This window comes from Streptomyces sp. NBC_00576, from assembly GCF_036345175.1.
In the GTDB taxonomy this organism is placed as follows: domain Bacteria; phylum Actinomycetota; class Actinomycetes; order Streptomycetales; family Streptomycetaceae; genus Streptomyces.
In genome coordinates this window covers 9234657-9250602 of the sequence record NZ_CP107780.1, presented here as the reverse complement: position 1 = coordinate 9250602, position 15946 = coordinate 9234657, and the positions used below count along the sequence as shown (strand labels likewise).

Annotated in this window: 14 protein-coding genes; 1 reads left to right on the top strand and 13 read right to left on the bottom strand. The window is 70.5% G+C overall.

Going from position 1 to position 15946, the window contains the following annotated elements; all coding sequences use genetic code 11:
• Nucleotides 1-47: 47 nt before the first annotated feature.
• The 6 genes from carB to pyrR form a co-directional block, all read right to left on the bottom strand.
• On the bottom strand, nt 48-3356 hold the full coding sequence (gene carB, locus OG734_RS40390; protein WP_330292360.1) for a carbamoyl-phosphate synthase large subunit: 3309 nt from the start codon (nt 3354-3356) through the stop codon (nt 48-50).
• Entirely contained in the window at nt 3349-4506 is a 1158-nt protein-coding gene (gene carA / locus OG734_RS40385) for a glutamine-hydrolyzing carbamoyl-phosphate synthase small subunit (RefSeq protein WP_330292359.1), read from the bottom strand. Before carA ends, carB begins: the two co-directional genes overlap by 8 nt.
• Complete coding sequence (locus OG734_RS40380) at nt 4503-5087, bottom strand: PH-like domain-containing protein (protein ID WP_330292358.1); 585 nt, start codon at nt 5085-5087, stop codon at nt 4503-4505. The genes carA and OG734_RS40380 overlap by 4 nt, the downstream gene beginning before the upstream one ends.
• Complete coding sequence (locus OG734_RS40375) at nt 5084-6370, bottom strand: dihydroorotase (RefSeq protein ID WP_330292357.1); 1287 nt, start codon at nt 6368-6370, stop codon at nt 5084-5086. The genes OG734_RS40380 and OG734_RS40375 overlap by 4 nt, the downstream gene beginning before the upstream one ends.
• Before the next feature lie 5 nt (nt 6371-6375).
• Nucleotides 6376-7353: an aspartate carbamoyltransferase catalytic subunit gene (locus tag OG734_RS40370; RefSeq protein WP_330292356.1), complete on the bottom strand. Its 978-nt coding sequence runs from the start codon at nt 7351-7353 to the stop codon at nt 6376-6378.
• An 89-nt stretch (nt 7354-7442) separates the two neighbouring features.
• On the bottom strand, nt 7443-8024 hold the full coding sequence (gene pyrR / locus OG734_RS40365) for a bifunctional pyr operon transcriptional regulator/uracil phosphoribosyltransferase PyrR (protein WP_189146201.1): 582 nt from the start codon (nt 8022-8024) through the stop codon (nt 7443-7445).
• Between the two features lie 265 nt (nt 8025-8289).
• On the opposite strand from pyrR, the gene bldD reads away from it, so the two are divergent.
• Nucleotides 8290-8790 (top strand): transcriptional regulator BldD, encoded by a 501-nt coding sequence (bldD, locus tag OG734_RS40360; protein ID WP_006379429.1) that lies wholly within the window; start codon nt 8290-8292, stop codon nt 8788-8790.
• A 226-nt stretch (nt 8791-9016) separates the two neighbouring features.
• Here bldD and nusB read toward each other — a convergent pair whose 3' ends face one another.
• From nusB to aroC, 7 genes are all read right to left on the bottom strand, one after another.
• Complete coding sequence (nusB, locus tag OG734_RS40355) at nt 9017-9451, bottom strand: transcription antitermination factor NusB (RefSeq protein WP_330292355.1); 435 nt, start codon at nt 9449-9451, stop codon at nt 9017-9019.
• A 2-nt stretch (nt 9452-9453) separates the two neighbouring features.
• Complete coding sequence (gene efp, locus OG734_RS40350; protein ID WP_006382090.1) at nt 9454-10020, bottom strand: elongation factor P; 567 nt, start codon at nt 10018-10020, stop codon at nt 9454-9456.
• A 59-nt stretch (nt 10021-10079) separates the two neighbouring features.
• The gene (locus OG734_RS40345) at nt 10080-11189 is read right to left on the bottom strand and encodes an aminopeptidase P family protein (RefSeq protein WP_330292354.1); all 1110 of its coding nucleotides are present in this window, start codon (nt 11187-11189) and stop codon (nt 10080-10082) included.
• An 856-nt stretch (nt 11190-12045) separates the two neighbouring features.
• Nucleotides 12046-12951 carry a Pro-rich N-terminal domain-containing protein gene (locus OG734_RS40340; protein WP_330292353.1) on the bottom strand — a complete coding sequence of 302 codons (906 nt, stop codon included), beginning with the start codon at nt 12949-12951 and terminating at the stop codon, nt 12046-12048.
• A 165-nt stretch (nt 12952-13116) separates the two neighbouring features.
• Nucleotides 13117-14211 carry a 3-dehydroquinate synthase gene (gene aroB / locus OG734_RS40335; RefSeq protein WP_330292352.1) on the bottom strand — a complete coding sequence of 365 codons (1095 nt, stop codon included), beginning with the start codon at nt 14209-14211 and terminating at the stop codon, nt 13117-13119.
• Nucleotides 14208-14690, bottom strand: coding sequence for a shikimate kinase (locus tag OG734_RS40330; protein WP_443065125.1), 483 nt, complete (start codon nt 14688-14690; stop codon nt 14208-14210). Before OG734_RS40330 ends, aroB begins: the two co-directional genes overlap by 4 nt.
• 29 nt (nt 14691-14719) lie before the next feature.
• Complete coding sequence (aroC, locus tag OG734_RS40325; protein WP_330292350.1) at nt 14720-15904, bottom strand: chorismate synthase; 1185 nt, start codon at nt 15902-15904, stop codon at nt 14720-14722.
• Nucleotides 15905-15946 lie beyond the last annotated feature (42 nt).

Sequence of the window (15946 nt, the reverse complement as noted above, 5' to 3'; positions counted from 1 at the left end):
AGGCCTCATGAAGAGGGGGACACCGTTTCCGGTGTCCCCCAGGGCTGCTAGTCGCGGGCCGCGGTCAGTTGTTCGGCGTGTTCCTGGAGTGAACGCACGCCCACGTCACCCTGTTTGAGGGCGTCGATGCCCTGGACGGCCGCGGCGAGCGCCTGGACGGTCGTCAGGCACGGCACGGACCGTGCCACGGCCGCCGTACGGATCTCGTAGCCGTCGAGGCGGCCTCCGGTGCCGTACGGGGTGTTGACGATGAGGTCGACCTCGCCGTCGTGGATGAGCTGGACGATGGTCTTCTCGCCGTTCGGACCCGTGCCCTCGTTCTGCTTGCGGACGACCTTCGCGTTGAGGCCGTTGCGCCTGAGGACCTCCGCCGTGCCGGAGGTGGCGAGCAGCTCGAAGCCGTGGGCGACCAGTTCACGGGCCGGGAAGATCATCGAGCGCTTGTCCCGGTTGGCGACCGAGATGAAGGCGCGGCCCTTCGTCGGCAGCGGGCCGTAGGCCCCCGCCTGCGACTTGGCGTACGCCGTGCCGAAGACGGAGTCGATGCCCATGACCTCGCCGGTGGAGCGCATCTCCGGGCCGAGCACGGTGTCGACGCCGCGCCCGGAGGTGTCGCGGAAGCGGTTCCAGGGCATGACGGCCTCCTTGACGGAGATCGGCGCGTCCAGCGGCAGTTCACCGCCGTCACCGGTCGCCGGCAGCAGTCCCTCGGCCCGCAGCTCGGCGACGGTCGCGCCGAGCGAGATCCGGGCGGCGGCCTTCGCCAGCGGCACCGCGGTCGCCTTCGACGTGAAGGGGACCGTACGGGACGCGCGCGGGTTGGCCTCCAGGACGTAGAGGATGTCGCCGGCCAGCGCGAACTGGATGTTGATCAGACCCCGGACGCCGACCCCGCGCGCGATGGCCTCGGTCGAGGTCCGCAGCCGCTTGATGTCGAAGCCGCCCAGGGTGATCGGGGGCAGCGCGCAGGCCGAGTCGCCGGAGTGGATACCGGCCTCCTCGATGTGCTCCATGACGCCACCGAGGTACAGCTCCTCGCCGTCGTACAGGGCGTCGACGTCGATCTCGATCGCGTCGTCGAGGAAGCGGTCGACCAGGACCGGCCGGGAGGGGCTGATCTCGGTCGACTCGGCGATGTAGGAGGACAGCCGGGTCTCGTCGTAGACGATCTCCATGCCGCGTCCACCGAGGACGTACGACGGGCGTACGAGGACCGGGTAGCCGATCTCGTCCGCGATCGCCTTGGCCTCGGTGAAGGTGGTCGCCGTGCCGTGCTTGGGGGCCGGGAGACCGGCCTCCGCGAGGACGCGGCCGAAGGCTCCCCGGTCCTCGGCGGCGTGGATGGCCTCGGGCGGGGTGCCCACGACCGGTACGCCGTTGTCCTTGAGGGCCTGCGCGAGGCCCAGCGGGGTCTGGCCGCCGAGCTGCACGATCACGCCCGCGATCGGGCCCGCCAGGGACTCCGCGTGGACGATCTCCAGCACGTCCTCGAGGGTCAGCGGCTCGAAGTACAGGCGGTCGGAGGTGTCGTAGTCCGTGGAGACGGTCTCGGGGTTGCAGTTGACCATCACGGTCTCGTAGCCCGCGTCGCTCAGGGCGAAAGAGGCGTGGACGCAGGAGTAGTCGAACTCGATGCCCTGGCCGATGCGGTTGGGGCCGGAGCCGAGGATGATGACGGCCGGCTTCTCGCGCGGCGCGACCTCCGTCTCCTCGTCGTACGAGGAGTAGAAGTACGGCGTCTTCGCCGCGAACTCGGCGGCGCACGTGTCGACCGTCTTGTACACCGGGCGCACGCCCAGCGCGTGCCGCACCTCGCGCACGACGTCCTCGCGCAGGCCCCGGATCTCGCCGATCTGCTGGTCCGAGAAGCCGTGCCGCTTGGCCTCGGCCAGGAGTTCGGGGTTCAGCCGCTCAGCCTCCGCCAGCTCGTCCGCGATCTCCTTGATCAGGAACAGCTGGTCGACGAACCACGGGTCGATCTTCGTGGCCTCGAAGACCTCCTCGGGCGTGGCGCCCGCGCGGATGGCCTGCATGACGGTGTTGATGCGCCCGTCGGTGGGCCGTACGGACTCGGCCAGCAGCTCGGTCTTGTCACCGGGCTCGCCGACGAACGTGAACTGGCTGCCCTTCTTCTCCAGCGACCGCAGCGCCTTCTGGAGGGCCTCGGTGAAGTTGCGGCCGATGGCCATGGCCTCGCCGACCGACTTCATGGTCGTGGTGAGGGTGGAGTCGGCGGACGGGAACTTCTCGAAGGCGAACCGGGGGGCCTTCACGACGACGTAGTCGAGCGTCGGTTCGAAGGAGGCCGGGGTCTTCTCCGTGATGTCGTTCGGAATCTCGTCGAGGGTGTAACCGACGGCCAGCTTTGCGGCGATCTTGGCGATCGGGAAGCCGGTCGCCTTCGACGCGAGGGCCGAGGACCGCGACACGCGCGGGTTCATCTCGATGACGATGATGCGGCCGTCGTCCGGGTTGACCGCGAACTGGATGTTGCAGCCGCCGGTGTCGACCCCGACCTCGCGGATGATGGCGATGCCGATGTCGCGGAGGCGCTGGTACTCGCGGTCGGTCAGCGTCATCGAGGGCGCGACGGTGATCGAGTCGCCGGTGTGCACGCCCATGGGGTCGAAGTTCTCGATGGAGCAGACGACCACGACGTTGTCGTTCTTGTCGCGCATCAGCTCCAGCTCGTACTCCTTCCAGCCGAGGATGGACTCCTCCAGGAGCACCTCGGTGGTCGGAGACAGGGTCAGGCCCTGGCCGGCGATGCGGCGCAGCTCCTCCTCGTCATGGGCGAAGCCGGAACCGGCGCCGCCCATGGTGAAGGAGGGCCGGACGACGACGGGGTAGCCGCCGAGCGTCTCGACGCCCCCGATCACGTCGTCCATGGTGTGGCAGATGACCGACCGGGCGGACTCGCCGTGCCCGATCTTCGCGCGGACGGCCTCGACGACGCCCTTGAACAGGTCTCGGTCCTCGCCCTTGTTGATCGCCTCGACGTTGGCGCCGATCAGCTCGACACCGTACTTCTCCAGCACACCCTGCTCATGCATGGAGATCGCGGTGTTCAGGGCCGTCTGGCCGCCCAGGGTGGGCAGCAGCGCGTCCGGCCGCTCCTTGGCGATGATCTTCTCGACGAACTCCGGGGTGATCGGCTCGACGTAGGTGGCGTCGGCGATCTCCGGGTCGGTCATGATCGTCGCCGGGTTGGAGTTGACCAGGATGACCCGGATGCCCTCGGCGCGCAGGATGCGGCACGCCTGGGTGCCGGAGTAGTCGAACTCGGCGGCCTGGCCGATGACGATCGGGCCGGAGCCGATGACCAGGACGGACTGGATATCGGTGCGCTTAGGCACGCTGGCCCTCCATCAGGACGGTGTCCATCAAAGACGTGAAGCGGTCGAACAGGTAGGCGGCGTCATGCGGGCCCGCTGCCGCTTCGGGGTGGTACTGGACGCTGAACGCGGGCCGGTCGAGCAGCTGGAGCCCTTCCACGACCTGGTCGTTCAGACAGACGTGGGAGACCTCGGCGCGCCCGTAGGGCGTCTCGGACACCCGGTCGAGCGGCGCGTCCACGGCGAAGCCGTGGTTGTGGGCGGTGACCTCGACCTTGCCGGTCGTACGGTCCTGCACGGGCTGGTTGATGCCCCGGTGGCCGTACTTCAGCTTGTACGTGCCGAAGCCGAGGGCCCGTCCCAGGATCTGGTTGCCGAAGCAGATCCCGAAGAGCGGCGTGCCGCGCTCCAGGACCGCCTGCATGACGGCGACCGGGTGGTCCGCGGTGGCCGGGTCGCCCGGCCCGTTGGAGAAGAACACACCGTCGGGATTCACGGCGTACACGTCCTCCACGGTCGCCGTGGCGGGCAGCACGTGCACCTCGATGCCGCGCTCGGCCATCCGGTGCGGGGTCATGCCCTTGATGCCGAGGTCGACGGCGGCGACCGTGTACTTCTTGGTGCCGATCGCGGGGACGACGTACGTCTCCTTGGTGGCGACCTCGGCGGAGAGGTCGGCGCCCGTCATCTCAGGGGCCTGGCGCACCTCGGCGAGCATCGTGCCGTCGTCGGGCAGCGCGTTGCCGGAGAAGATGCCGACGCGCATGGCACCGCGTTCCCGCAGATGACGCGTCAACGCGCGCGTGTCGATGCCGGAGATGCCGACGACGCCCTGGTTACGCAGTTCCTCGTCGAGGGAGCGCCGGGAGCGCCAGTTGGAGGGCACGCGCGCGGGGTCCCGTACGACATAGCCCGCGACCCAGATCCGCTGCGACTCCGGGTCCTCGTCGTTGACGCCGGTGTTGCCGACGTGCGGGGCGGTCATCACGACCACCTGGCGGTGGTACGACGGGTCGGTGAGGGTCTCCTGGTAGCCGGTCATGCCGGTGGAGAAGACGGCCTCTCCGAAGGTCACCCCCACGGCCCCGTAGGCACGGCCGCGGAAGATCCGGCCGTCCTCCAGGACGAGTACGGCGGGAGTTTTCGTGGCTCCCCGGGTGGAGGTCGTCATCGTGCGCCTTCCGTTTCCGTCTTGTTGATCATCTGGTTCAGGGTGCGGACCCACTCGTTGTGCTCGGCCGCGCGGTCGGAGCGGAACCCGGAGTCGAGCAGCTTGCCGCCGTGCTCCCAGGTGACGACCAGCAGGCCGCCCTCGGTGAGGACCTTGCCCGCGATGCCCTTGTCGAGCCGGGCCTCGCGCAGCGCCGCCAGGGGGACGAAGAAGTCGGCCGCGCCGGGGCGTACGACGTCCAGTCCCGCGTCGGTCAGTGTCAGCTCGACCCGGCTGCGGGTGCCGAGCCCGTGCGCCACGATGCGGTCGAGCCACTGCCCCGCGGTGGTGGAGCCGTGGTAGCGCCCGCTCATCGACAACACAGTCAGTCTCGCCGCTCCGGGCTCGTCCGGCACGACGGGCAGCTCGGGCAGGTCGCCCTGGAGCGTGCCGCGCCACTTCCAGCCCTCGCGCATCAGCCAGTAGATGAGCGCGACGAAGAGCGCGAGTCCGACCAGCCAGCCCACCCGGGCGGCCCAGTCGGTCACCTCCGCCGACTTCTGTTCGGCGGCGACGTACGTCAAATGCGGCAGTGATGTCACGCGAGCTTCCCGTCGACGAGCGTGGCCTTGCCCCGGAGCCAGGTGTGCGTGACACGGCCCGGCAGCTCACGGCCCTCGTACGGGGTGTTGCGGCTGCGCGAGGCGAAGCCCGCGGGGTCCACCGACCCACGGTATGCCGTGTCGACGAGCGTGAGGTTGGCGGGCTCACCTGCCGAGACGGGGCGGCCGTGGCCCGTCGCCCGCCCGATGCGCGCGGGGGCGAAGGACATACGGTCGGCGACGGTCGCCCAGTCCAGCAGTCCGGTGTCCACCATCGTCTCCTGGACCACTGACAACGCGGTCTCCAGGCCGACCATGCCCATGGCGGCGGCGGCCCACTCGCAGTCCTTGTCCTCGTGCGGGTGCGGGGCGTGGTCGGTGGCGACGATGTCGATCGTGCCGTCGGCGAGCGCCTCGCGCAGGGCCAGCACATCGCGCTCGGTGCGCAGCGGCGGGTTGACCTTGTAGACGGGGTTGTACGTCCGGACCAGCTCGTCGGTGAGGAGGAGGTGGTGCGGGGTCACCTCGGCGGTGACGTCGATGCCCCGGGACTTGGCCCAGCGGACGATCTCGACTGACCCGGCGGTCGACAGATGGCAGATGTGGACGCGGGAGCCGACGTGCTCGGCGAGCAGCACATCACGCGCGATGACCGACTCCTCGGCGACCGCGGGCCAGCCACCGAGCCCCAGCTCGGCCGACACGACGCCCTCGTTCATCTGGGCGCCCTCGGTCAGTCGCGGCTCCTGCGCGTGCTGGGCGACGACCCCGCCGAAGGCCTTCACGTACTCCAGGGCACGCCGCATGATCACGGCGTCGTCGACGCACTTGCCGTCGTCGGAGAAGACGGTGACACCGGCGGCCGACTCGTGCATGGCGCCCAGTTCGGCGAGCTTCTTGCCCTCCAGGCCGACGGTGACGGCGCCGATGGGCTGCACGTCGCAGTAGCCGTGCTCCCGGCCGAGCCGATAGACCTGCTCGACCACACCGGCGGTGTCGGCGACCGGGAAGGTGTTGGCCATGGCGAAGACGGCGGTGTAACCACCGCTCGCCGCGGCCCGGGTCCCGGTCAGCACCGTCTCGGAGTCCTCGCGCCCCGGCTCACGCAGATGCGTGTGCAGATCGACGAGCCCCGGCAGCAGCACCTTTCCCTCGGCCTCGACGACCTCGGCCCCGTCGGCGGACAGCCCGGCACCGACGGCGGCGATGGTCCCGCCGTCGATCAGGACGTCCTGCGGCTCGCCGCCGAGCACCCGCGCACCACGAATAAGGATCTTGCTCATCTGTCTTACTTCTCCTCGGTACGGGTGTGGGTGACGGCGGGTTCGTTGCCGCCGAGCAGCAGGTAGAGCACGGCCATCCGGATGGAGACACCGTTCGTGACCTGCTCGATCGCCGTGCAGCGCCCCGAGTCGGCGACCTCGGCGGTGATCTCCATACCGCGGACCATCGGCCCGGGGTGCATCACGATGGCGTGCTCCGGCATCCGCGCCATACGGTCGCCGTCGAGGCCGTAGCGCCGCGAGTACTCACGCTCGGTCGGGAAGAACGCGGCGTTCATGCGCTCGCGCTGCACCCGCAGCAGCATCACCGCGTCGGACTTCGGAAGGGTGCTGTCGAGGTCGTACGAGACCTCGCAGGGCCAGCTCTCGACGCCGACCGGCACCAGGGTCGGCGGGGCGACGAGGGTGACCTCGGCGCCGAGGGTGTGCAGCAGGTCGACGTTCGAGCGGGCGACGCGGCTGTGCAGGATGTCGCCGACCAGGGTGATGCGCTTGCCGGCGAGGTCCTGGCCGATGCCCGCATCCCGCCCGACCAGTCGGCGCCGCATGGTGAAGGCGTCCAGCAGGGCCTGCGTCGGGTGCTGATGCGTCCCGTCGCCGGCGTTGATGACGACCGCGTCGATCCAGCCGGAGGTGGCGAGCCGGTACGGGGCCCCGGAGGCGCCGTGCCGGATGACGACCGCGTCGACGCCCATGGCTTCGAGGGTCTGGGCGGTGTCCTTCAAGGACTCGCCCTTGGAGACACTCGACCCCTTGGCGGTGAAGTTGATGACGTCCGCGGAGAGACGCTTCTCGGCGGCCTCGAAGGAGATCCGGGTCCGCGTCGAGTCCTCGAAGAAGAGGTTGACGACGGTACGGCCGCGCAGGGTCGGCAGTTTCTTGATCGGCCGGTCGGCGACCCGGGCCATCTCCTCGGCGGTGTCGAGGATCAGGACGGCGTCGTCCCGGGTGAGGTCGGCGGCCGAGATGAGATGACGCTGCATCTTTCAGGCTCCGTAAGGAAGTTCAGGAGATTCCGGGCAGGCAGGGGCATGGCGAGGGGACGTGCGGCGCGGGGCCGCACGCGCGCGTGCTACTGCTGGGCGGTCTGCTTCACACCGAGCAGCACGGTGTCCCGACCGTCCTCCTCGGCGAGCTGGACCTTGACCGTCTCCCGCAGCGACGTGGGGAGGTTCTTGCCGACGTAGTCGGCGCGGATGGGCAGTTCGCGGTGTCCTCGGTCGACGAGGACCGCGAGCTGCACCGCGCGCGGGCGCCCGAGGTCGTTCAGGGCGTCGAGGGCGGCGCGGATAGTACGGCCGGAGAAGAGCACGTCGTCGACGAGGACGACCAGTCTTCCGTCGAGGCCGTCACCGGGGATGTCGGTGCGGGCCAGCGCGCGCGGGGGGTGCATGCGCAGGTCGTCGCGGTACATCGTGATGTCGAGCGAACCGACCGGGATCTTGCGGTCGGTGATCTCCGCCAGCTTGGCGGCGAGCCGCTGGGCGAGAAAGACGCCACGGGTCGGAATGCCGAGGAGCACCACGTCGTCGGCGCCCTTGGCGCGTTCGACGATCTCGTGGGCGATGCGGGTCAGCACCCGCGCGATGTCGGGGGCTTCCAGAACGGGCCGCGCGTCGGCCTCGTACTGCTGCTTGTCCTGCTCTGAGTCCATAGGAAACGGACCTCCTTCTCCGCCTCACAGGACGGATCATTAAAGGACGTCGGAATTGCGCCATCCACGGTACCAGCCCGCGCAACACACCTGATCACCCCATGGGCGCCACGCGTCACTCGACTGCCGTAACCGCACGTCGCCCCGCATGGAAGTGCCGGGCGGGACCATTCGGCTTGACGGGGAAGAGTAACGCTGCGTAACCTCACAGTGAGTCACCAGCCGCGCGGCTCGTCCGCACGTCGACACTGTGTCCGGGAGCTATATGTCCAGCGAATACGCCAAACAGCTCGGGGCCAAGCTCCGGGCGATCCGCACCCAGCAGGGCCTTTCCCTCCACGGTGTCGAGGAGAAGTCCCAGGGACGCTGGAAGGCGGTCGTGGTCGGTTCGTACGAGCGCGGCGATCGTGCCGTGACCGTGCAGCGCCTTGCCGAGCTGGCTGATTTCTACGGGGTTCCCGTGCAGGAACTGCTGCCGGGCACCACGCCGGGCGGGGCCGCCGAGCCGCCGCCGAAGCTCGTCCTCGACCTTGAGCGGCTGGCCCATGTGCCGGCCGAGAAGGCGGGCCCCCTGCAGCGCTATGCCGCGACGATCCAGTCCCAGCGCGGCGACTACAACGGCAAGGTGCTGTCGATCCGCCAGGACGACCTGCGCACGCTCGCCGTCATCTACGACCAGTCGCCCTCGGTCCTGACCGAGCAGCTGATCAGCTGGGGCGTCCTGGACGCGGACGCGCGCCGCGCCGTCTCCCACGAGGAGGGCTGAGCCCGGCGGCTTTCAGCCGCTGAGCAGAAACGTGCCGCCGGGGTGGCCGGAACCTTATGGGTTCCGGCCACCCCGGCGGCGTTTTACGGGCTTCGGAGGCCTCGCAGGGCCGCCGATACCCCCAGGACATCTCAGCGCCCTCTGGGCACGCGAACGCCGGTGGGCCCCAGCAGTGTGTCGCTGGGGCCCACCGGCGTTCGTACGACCAGAAGCCTGAAGGCCTGGCTCAGTCCTCGTCGCGGCGCAGCGAGGGCTTCAGGTCTTTGAACCGGCCCAGGAGTCCGTTGACGAACGAGGGTGACTCGTCCGTGGAGAACTCCTTCGCCAGCTGCACCATCTCGTCGAGGACGACGGCGTCCGGGGTCTCGTCGACCCAGATCAGCTCGTAGGCACCGAGGCGCAGGATGTTGCGGTCGACGACCGGCATCCTGTCGAGCGTCCAGCCGACCGAGTACTGCGCGATCAGCTCGTCGATGCGCTTCGCGTGCTGCGCGTAGCCCTCGACGAGCTCCATCGTGTACTCGCTGACCGGGGGCTGGCGGGTGTCGGCCCGGGAGAGCCGGATCCAGTCCCCGAGGACCGTCTGGACATCGGCCCCGCGCTGGTCGCCTTCGAAGAGGATCTGGAAGGCACGCTTGCGGGCCGTGTTGCGGGCAGCCACGGTTAGCTGTTCACCCGGCCGAGGTAGTCGCTCGTACGGGTGTCGACCTTGATCTTCTCACCGGTCGTGATGAAGAGCGGGACCTGGATCTGGTGGCCCGTCTCCAGCGTGGCCGGCTTGGTGCCACCCGTGGAGCGGTCGCCCTGGACACCCGGCTCGGTCTCCTGGATGACGAGCTCGACGGCGGCCGGCAGCTCGACGAAGAGCACCTCGCCCTCGTGCTGCGCGACCGTGGCGGTGAAGCCCTCGATCAGGAAGTTGGCGGCGTCGGCGACGGCCTTGCGGTCCACCATGAGCTGGTCGTACGTCTCCATGTCCATGAAGACGAAGTACTCGCCGTCCATGTAGGAGAACTGCATGTCGCGCTTGTCGACAGTGGCCGTCTCGACCTTGACACCGGCGTTGAACGTCTTGTCGACGACCTTGCCGGAGAGCACGTTCTTGAGCTTGGTGCGCACGAAGGCAGGGCCCTTGCCGGGCTTGACGTGCTGGAACTCGACGACGGACCAGAGCTGGCCCCCGTCGAGCTTGAGCACCAGGCCGTTCTTGAGGTCGTTCGTGGAAGCCACGGTTGCGGAATCTCCTGGACTGACGTGGACGACCCCGGGGCAGACGCGACAGCTCGAAGCTAGAGCGCGAGCAGTTCCTTGGTCGTGATGGTAAGTAGCTCGGGTCCGCCGTCCGCCTCAGGGCGTACGACGAGCGTGTCATCGATCCGGACACCGCCCCGGCCCGGGAGGTGGACCCCCGGTTCGACGGTGACCGGCACGCAAGCGTCCAGTTTACCCATGGCTGCGGGGGCGAGCTGCGGCTCCTCGTCGATTTCGAGCCCCACACCGTGTCCGGTGAGCTCCAAAAGGCGGTCCGCGTAGCCCGCGGAGTCCAGTACCTGGCGTGCCGCGCGGTCCACGTCACGGTAGGCGGCACCGGGTGCCAAAGCCTCCCGTCCAGCGCGCTGGGCTGCGAAGACGAGGTCGTAGAGCTCGATCTGCCAGTCGGCCGGCGAGGTCCCGATGACGAACGTGCGGCCGATCTCACAGCGGTATCCGCGGTAGACGGCGCCGAGACAAACAGAGAGGAAGTCTCCCTCTTCCACGCGCCGATCCGTGGGCCTATGTCCCCGGCGGCCGGAATGGGGGCCGGTCGCGACGGCGGTCGCGAAGGCGGGCCCGTCCGCACCGTGGTCCACGAGCCGCCGCTCCAGCTCCAGGGCGAGATGTCTCTCCGTACGCCCGACGAGGATGGACTCCAGCAGCTCGCCGAGTGCCTGGTCGGCGATCTCGGCGGCGATCCGCAGACAGGCGATCTCCTCCTCGTCCTTGACCACTCGGAGCTGCTCGACCGCGCCACCGAGGTCGGCGAGGCGCAGTCGGGGCGCGACCGAGCCGATGGCGCGATGCCGGGCCACGGTCAGATGGTGCTCTTCGACGGCCAGGGACTCGGCGCCCTGCGCGGCGGCGAGATCCGCGGCGGCGACGGCCGGATCGCCGCCGGTTGCGGACAGCGCGTGCACGCGCAGGGCCTCGTCGGGACGGCTGCCCTCGGGGAGCCGGTCGTCCTCGGGCCCCCCACACACGAGCAGGTCCTCACGCTTTCCCAGCAGCAGTACGGCTCCCTGCGGGGCCGCGCCCGCGAGATACCGCACATTGGCGGCCCGGGAGACCAGCGCTCCCGCACTACCGCCCGCGTGACACCGCTCCCGAAGCCGCGCTCTGCGCGCCGTGTACACCTCTGACATGCCCCGAGCGTAAGAGCGCGACCGGATCGCCGCCGGTCGGAGAGAGCCGACTGGGCGGTACGGAGCCCGGAGGCGGACCGTGGCGGCTCCCACGAGGCCTGGCGGCCGACAGAAACGGACTGCGGGCGCCCGCGCGCCGCTCGGCAGAGCTGAGCACCGACGCGAACCGGGCTCCGCCGGAACAGCGCGGCCGGCCGGGGCCGCCGACCTGCCGACCTGCCGACCTGCCGACCTGCCGACCGTGATCCATGCCCACCGCCGGCAGCACGGACCACGCTCCCCCGGAACGCCAATCCGCCAGCCGGGAGGATCGCCCCGCCAACGACTGTCACCGAGGCACTCCCCCACCCCACGACAGCACGGCCCAGGCCCCACCCGGCCACAAGCCACCCGCCCGATGCCCATCGCCCCACCGCCGACAGCCGCCGAGCCACCACCCCCCGAACGGCAACGCGGACCCAACCACACCCAACCGGCAAGCCACCGCCGGGGGACCGCCGCTCTGCTGGCGGCGATCACCGAACCACCGGCCAGCAATCCCCACCGCGGATCGGGCTCCGCCGGAACCGCAAGCCAGCCGGCGGGGGCGTGGCTCTGCCGACGGTGATCGCCGAGGCTCTGTCCATCGGGCCTCGGGTGGACGACCGCGGCCCAGCTCGGCCTTGGCCACCCGTTCGGCCCACCCGGCCGTCTCCACAGCCCGTGCGACGGGTCACGAGGGGCCTTGGGCAGCGAAAGAACGGGCGTGAGACCTGGCAATCGGTGGCACGCGCCCGTGCGGCCGTCGGTCAGGGCCCGACGGGCGCGCGGGCGCGGGCGGACGTACCCTGCCCCGCTCCCGGAGGACGGTTGCCGTCTACCACTTGGGCGGGCTGGCCAGCAGCCGCGCGAGGACGTCGTCCAGGACCCGGGCCGTCGCCGGTACGTCGAGCTGGGAGTTGTCGATGATCGGGAGACCGGAGCCGTACCAGCCCGCCATCCGGCCGTGGATGCGGGCGACCTCCTCGTCCGCGAGGCGGCGGTTGCCGGAGCGCTCGGCGTTGCGCTCCAGGACGATCTCCAGGCCGGGCAGCAACACGACCGGCAGCAGGCCGGGGCCCACATGCCGCTTCCAGCCCCCGAGGCCGACGACCGGCCGGTCGGGGAAGACCGCGTCGTCGAGGATGCACGAGATGCCGTTGGCCAGGAAGTTGCGCGCGGAAAAACCGCAGGTGCGGCGCGCGAGGCGGTACTGCGCCTCCGAGTGGTCGTTCCACCCCGACTGCGGGTCGGCGAAACCCGAGCGGACCCATTCGCGTACGTCGTCGAGGCTGATGTGCGCGGTGGGCACCCGGCGATGGTCCGCCCAATACTTCGCGACGCTGGTCTTCCCGGCGCCCGCAGGGCCGATCAGCAGCACGGCGAGGGGCGCGGAGGCCGGGTCGACGGGGCCCGCGGCGGGCGGCGGGCCCGGAGTCGGGACGAAGTCGCCCTGCGGCAGCTGCACATGGCCGGTGGTGTCCTGCGTGGGCGCCACCGGCACGTGCTGCGGAACGGGAGCGTGCGGTGGGACGGGCGGATGCGGCTGTGCCTGCGGACCCGGCCCGGGGGCTCCCCCGGTGTAGACCGGAGCCGGGGCGGGCGGTCGGCTCGGGGGCGCGGAACCCGGGTGCGCGCCCGGGTGTTGCTGCCCCGCGTGCGGGGCGGCCGACGACCAGTCGGCGCCCGGTCCTTGCCCCGGCTGGTGGGGCGGCGGCAGCGGAGACCCCACTGCGTGCTGCATCCGGTGCCACTCCATCTCGTACAGGCGATTGGCGCTGGCCGGCGGGGCACGAACCCCACCCGCTACCGAACGGTACCGTCCCGGACCGCCGTTTGGTGAACGGCCCGGAACGGCCCGAAGTGCCCGTCGCCACAGGCGAATCGGGCCAAGCGCCCGAGTGGGGAGCTACTCCCCCACTTCGCCGTAGGCGGCGAGGAGGACGGCCGGGTCCGGTCCCTCCAGGACGGTCGGCTTGGCCAGTCCGTCCAGGACGATGAACCGCAGCAGATTGCCCCGGGACTTCTTGTCCACCTTCATCGTCTCCAGCAGCTTGGGCCACTGGTCGTAGCGGTAGTGCAGCGGCAGTCCGACGGACTCCAGGACCGTGCGGTGCCGATCGGCCGTCGCATCGTCCAACCGGCCTGCGAGGCGGCCCAGTTCGGCCGCGAAGTGCATACCGACGGAGACGGCCGCGCCGTGCCGCCACTGGTAGCGCTCGTTCTTCTCGATGGCGTGGGCCAGCGTGTGCCCGTAGTTGAGGATCTCGCGCAGGCCGGACTCCTTCAGGTCCGAGGAGACGACCTCCGCCTTCACCTTGATCGACCGCTCGATCAGCTCGGCCGTGTGCGGACCGGACGGGCTGCGGGCGGCCTGCGGGTCGGCCTCGATCAGCTCAAGGATCACCGGGTCGGCGATGAAACCGGCCTTGATGATCTCCGCCAGCCCGGACACGTAGTCGTTCACCGGGAGCGAGTCCAGCGCCGCCAGGTCGCACAGCACACCGGCCGGCGGGTGGAAGGAGCCGACAAGGTTCTTGCCCTCGGCGGTGTTGATGCCGGTCTTGCCGCCGACCGCCGCGTCCACCATCGCCAGCACCGTCGTCGGGATCGCGATCCAGCGCACCCCGCGCAGCCAGGTCGCGGCGACGAAGCCGGCCAGGTCGGTGGTCGAGCCGCCGCCGACACCGACGATGACGTCGGTGCGGGTGAAGCCGGACTGGCCGAGCGCCTTCCAGCAGTAGGCGGCCACCTCCGCGGTCTTCGCCTCCTCCGCGTTCGGCACCTGGATGGCGACCGTCTCGAAGCCCTGGCCGGCCAGGTCGGCGCGCAGCGCCTCACCCGTGTCCGCGAGCGCCTCGGGGTGGATCACCGCGACCCGCTGGGTCCTGGTCCCGATCAGCCCGCCCAGCTCCTCCAGGAGCTGCCGGCCGATCAGAACCTCGTACGGGTCGCTGCCCGCCGTGCCGCCGACCTGGATCCGCGTCACTGCCTCGCTGCTCATGCTGACTTCAACTCCAGTGCGTCCAGGACGGCTTGGGTGACCTCTTCGGGCGTACGGCCATCGGTGGCGACGACCGCGTCGGCGACCTCCGTGTACAGATGGCGGCGGGCCTCCATCAGCTCCCGCCACTGCCGGCGCGGGTTGACCGCCAGCAGGGGGCGGGCCGCGTTCAGGCCGGTGCGCTGGACCGCTTCCTCGACGTCCATCGACAGGTAGACGACCCGGTGTCCGGCCAGCAGCTTGCGGGTGTCCTCGTCGAGGATCGAGCCGCCGCCGAGGGCGAGGACGCCTTCGTGCTCGGCCAGCGCCCGCTGGACCGCCTGCTTCTCGACGGCCCGGAAGACCGGCTCGCCCTCGTCGACGAAGATGTCGGCGATCGTGCGGCCCTGTTCGGCGACGATGTCGTCGTCCGTGTCCCGGTACGGGCAGTCGAGCCGCTCGGCCAGCAGCCGTCCGACGGTGGACTTGCCGACCCCCATCGGCCCGACCAGCACAATCTGCACCGCGCTCACCGGACGATCAGGTGCTCGAGGTACGACTCCACGTTGCGGCGCGTCTCGGGCACGCTGTCGCCGCCGAACTTCTCCACCACCGCGTCGGCAAGGACAAGGGCCACCATCGCCTCGGCGACGATGCCGGCCGCCGGGACCGCACACACGTCGGAGCGCTGGTGATGGGCCTGCGTCGCCTCGCCGGTCACCACGTCGACGGTCTGCAGGGCGCGCGGCACGGTCGCGATCGGCTTCATCGCCGCCCGTACGCGCAGCAGTTCGCCCGTCGACAGGCCGCCCTCGGTGCCACCCGAACGCCCGGTGGCACGCCGGATACCGTCGGCCGTGGGCACGATCTCGTCGTGCGCCTTCGAGCCCGGCACACGCGCGAGGTCGAAGCCGTCGCCGACCTCGACGCCCTTGATGGCCTGGATGCCCATCAGCGCGGCGGCGAGCCGGGCGTCCAGGCGCCGGTCCCAGTGCACGTGCGAACCCAGGCCTACAGGCACGCCGTACGCCAGCACCTCGACCACACCACCGAGGGTGTCGCCGTCCTTGTGGGCCTGGTCGATCTCCGCGACCATCGCCTTCGACGCGTCCGCGTCCAGGCAGCGCACCGGGTCGGCGTCCAGCTTCTCGACGTCGGAGGGCTTGGGGTAGACGCCGTAGGGCGCCTTCGCCGCCGCCAGTTCGACGACGTGCGAGACGATCTCGATCCCGGCCGCCGCCTTGAGGAACGAGCGGGCCACGGCGCCCAGCGCCACCCGCGCCGCCGTCTCACGCGCGGAGGCGCGTTCCAGGATCGGGCGGGCCTCCTCGAAGCCGTACTTCTGCATCCCCGCGAGGTCGGCGTGACCGGGGCGGGGGCGGGTCAGCGGAGCGTTACGGGCGAGCCCGGCCAGGATCTCCGGATCCACCGGATCGGCCGCCATCACCTGCTCCCACTTCGGCCACTCCGTGTTGCCGACCATCACCGCGACCGGCGAACCCATCGACAGACCGTGCCGCACACCGCCCAGGAACGTGATCTCGTCCTGCTCGAACTTCATCCGGGCACCGCGCCCATAACCGAGCCGACGCCTCGCCAGGTGGTCCGCCACCAACTCCGTGGTGATCGGCACGCCGGCGGGAAGGCCCTCCAGCGTCGCGACAAGAGCGGGACCGTGGGACTCCCCCGCGGTCAACCAGCGCAACCTGCTCAACGGTGCTCCTCATACTCGCGCCCTGGTACTGCCCTGCGTACG

Excerpts from the sequence above, each read along its gene's own strand:
- carA (WP_330292359.1), bottom strand. The coding sequence starts at position 4,506 with ATGACGACCTCCACCCGGGGAGCCACGAAAACTCCCGCCGTACTCGTC.
- OG734_RS40375 (WP_330292357.1), bottom strand. The coding sequence starts at position 6,370 with ATGAGCAAGATCCTTATTCGTGGTGCGCGGGTGCTCGGCGGCGAGCCG.
- OG734_RS40370 (WP_330292356.1), bottom strand. The coding sequence starts at position 7,353 with ATGCAGCGTCATCTCATCTCGGCCGCCGACCTCACCCGGGACGACGCC.
- pyrR (WP_189146201.1), bottom strand. The coding sequence starts at position 8,024 with ATGGACTCAGAGCAGGACAAGCAGCAGTACGAGGCCGACGCGCGGCCC.
- bldD (WP_006379429.1), top strand. The coding sequence starts at position 8,290 with ATGTCCAGCGAATACGCCAAACAGCTCGGGGCCAAGCTCCGGGCGATC.
- OG734_RS40345 (WP_330292354.1), bottom strand. The coding sequence starts at position 11,189 with ATGTCAGAGGTGTACACGGCGCGCAGAGCGCGGCTTCGGGAGCGGTGT.
- OG734_RS40340 (WP_330292353.1), bottom strand. The coding sequence starts at position 12,951 with ATGCAGCACGCAGTGGGGTCTCCGCTGCCGCCGCCCCACCAGCCGGGG.
- aroB (WP_330292352.1), bottom strand. The coding sequence starts at position 14,211 with ATGAGCAGCGAGGCAGTGACGCGGATCCAGGTCGGCGGCACGGCGGGC.
- OG734_RS40330 (WP_443065125.1), bottom strand. The coding sequence starts at position 14,690 with ATGGGGGTCGGCAAGTCCACCGTCGGACGGCTGCTGGCCGAGCGGCTC.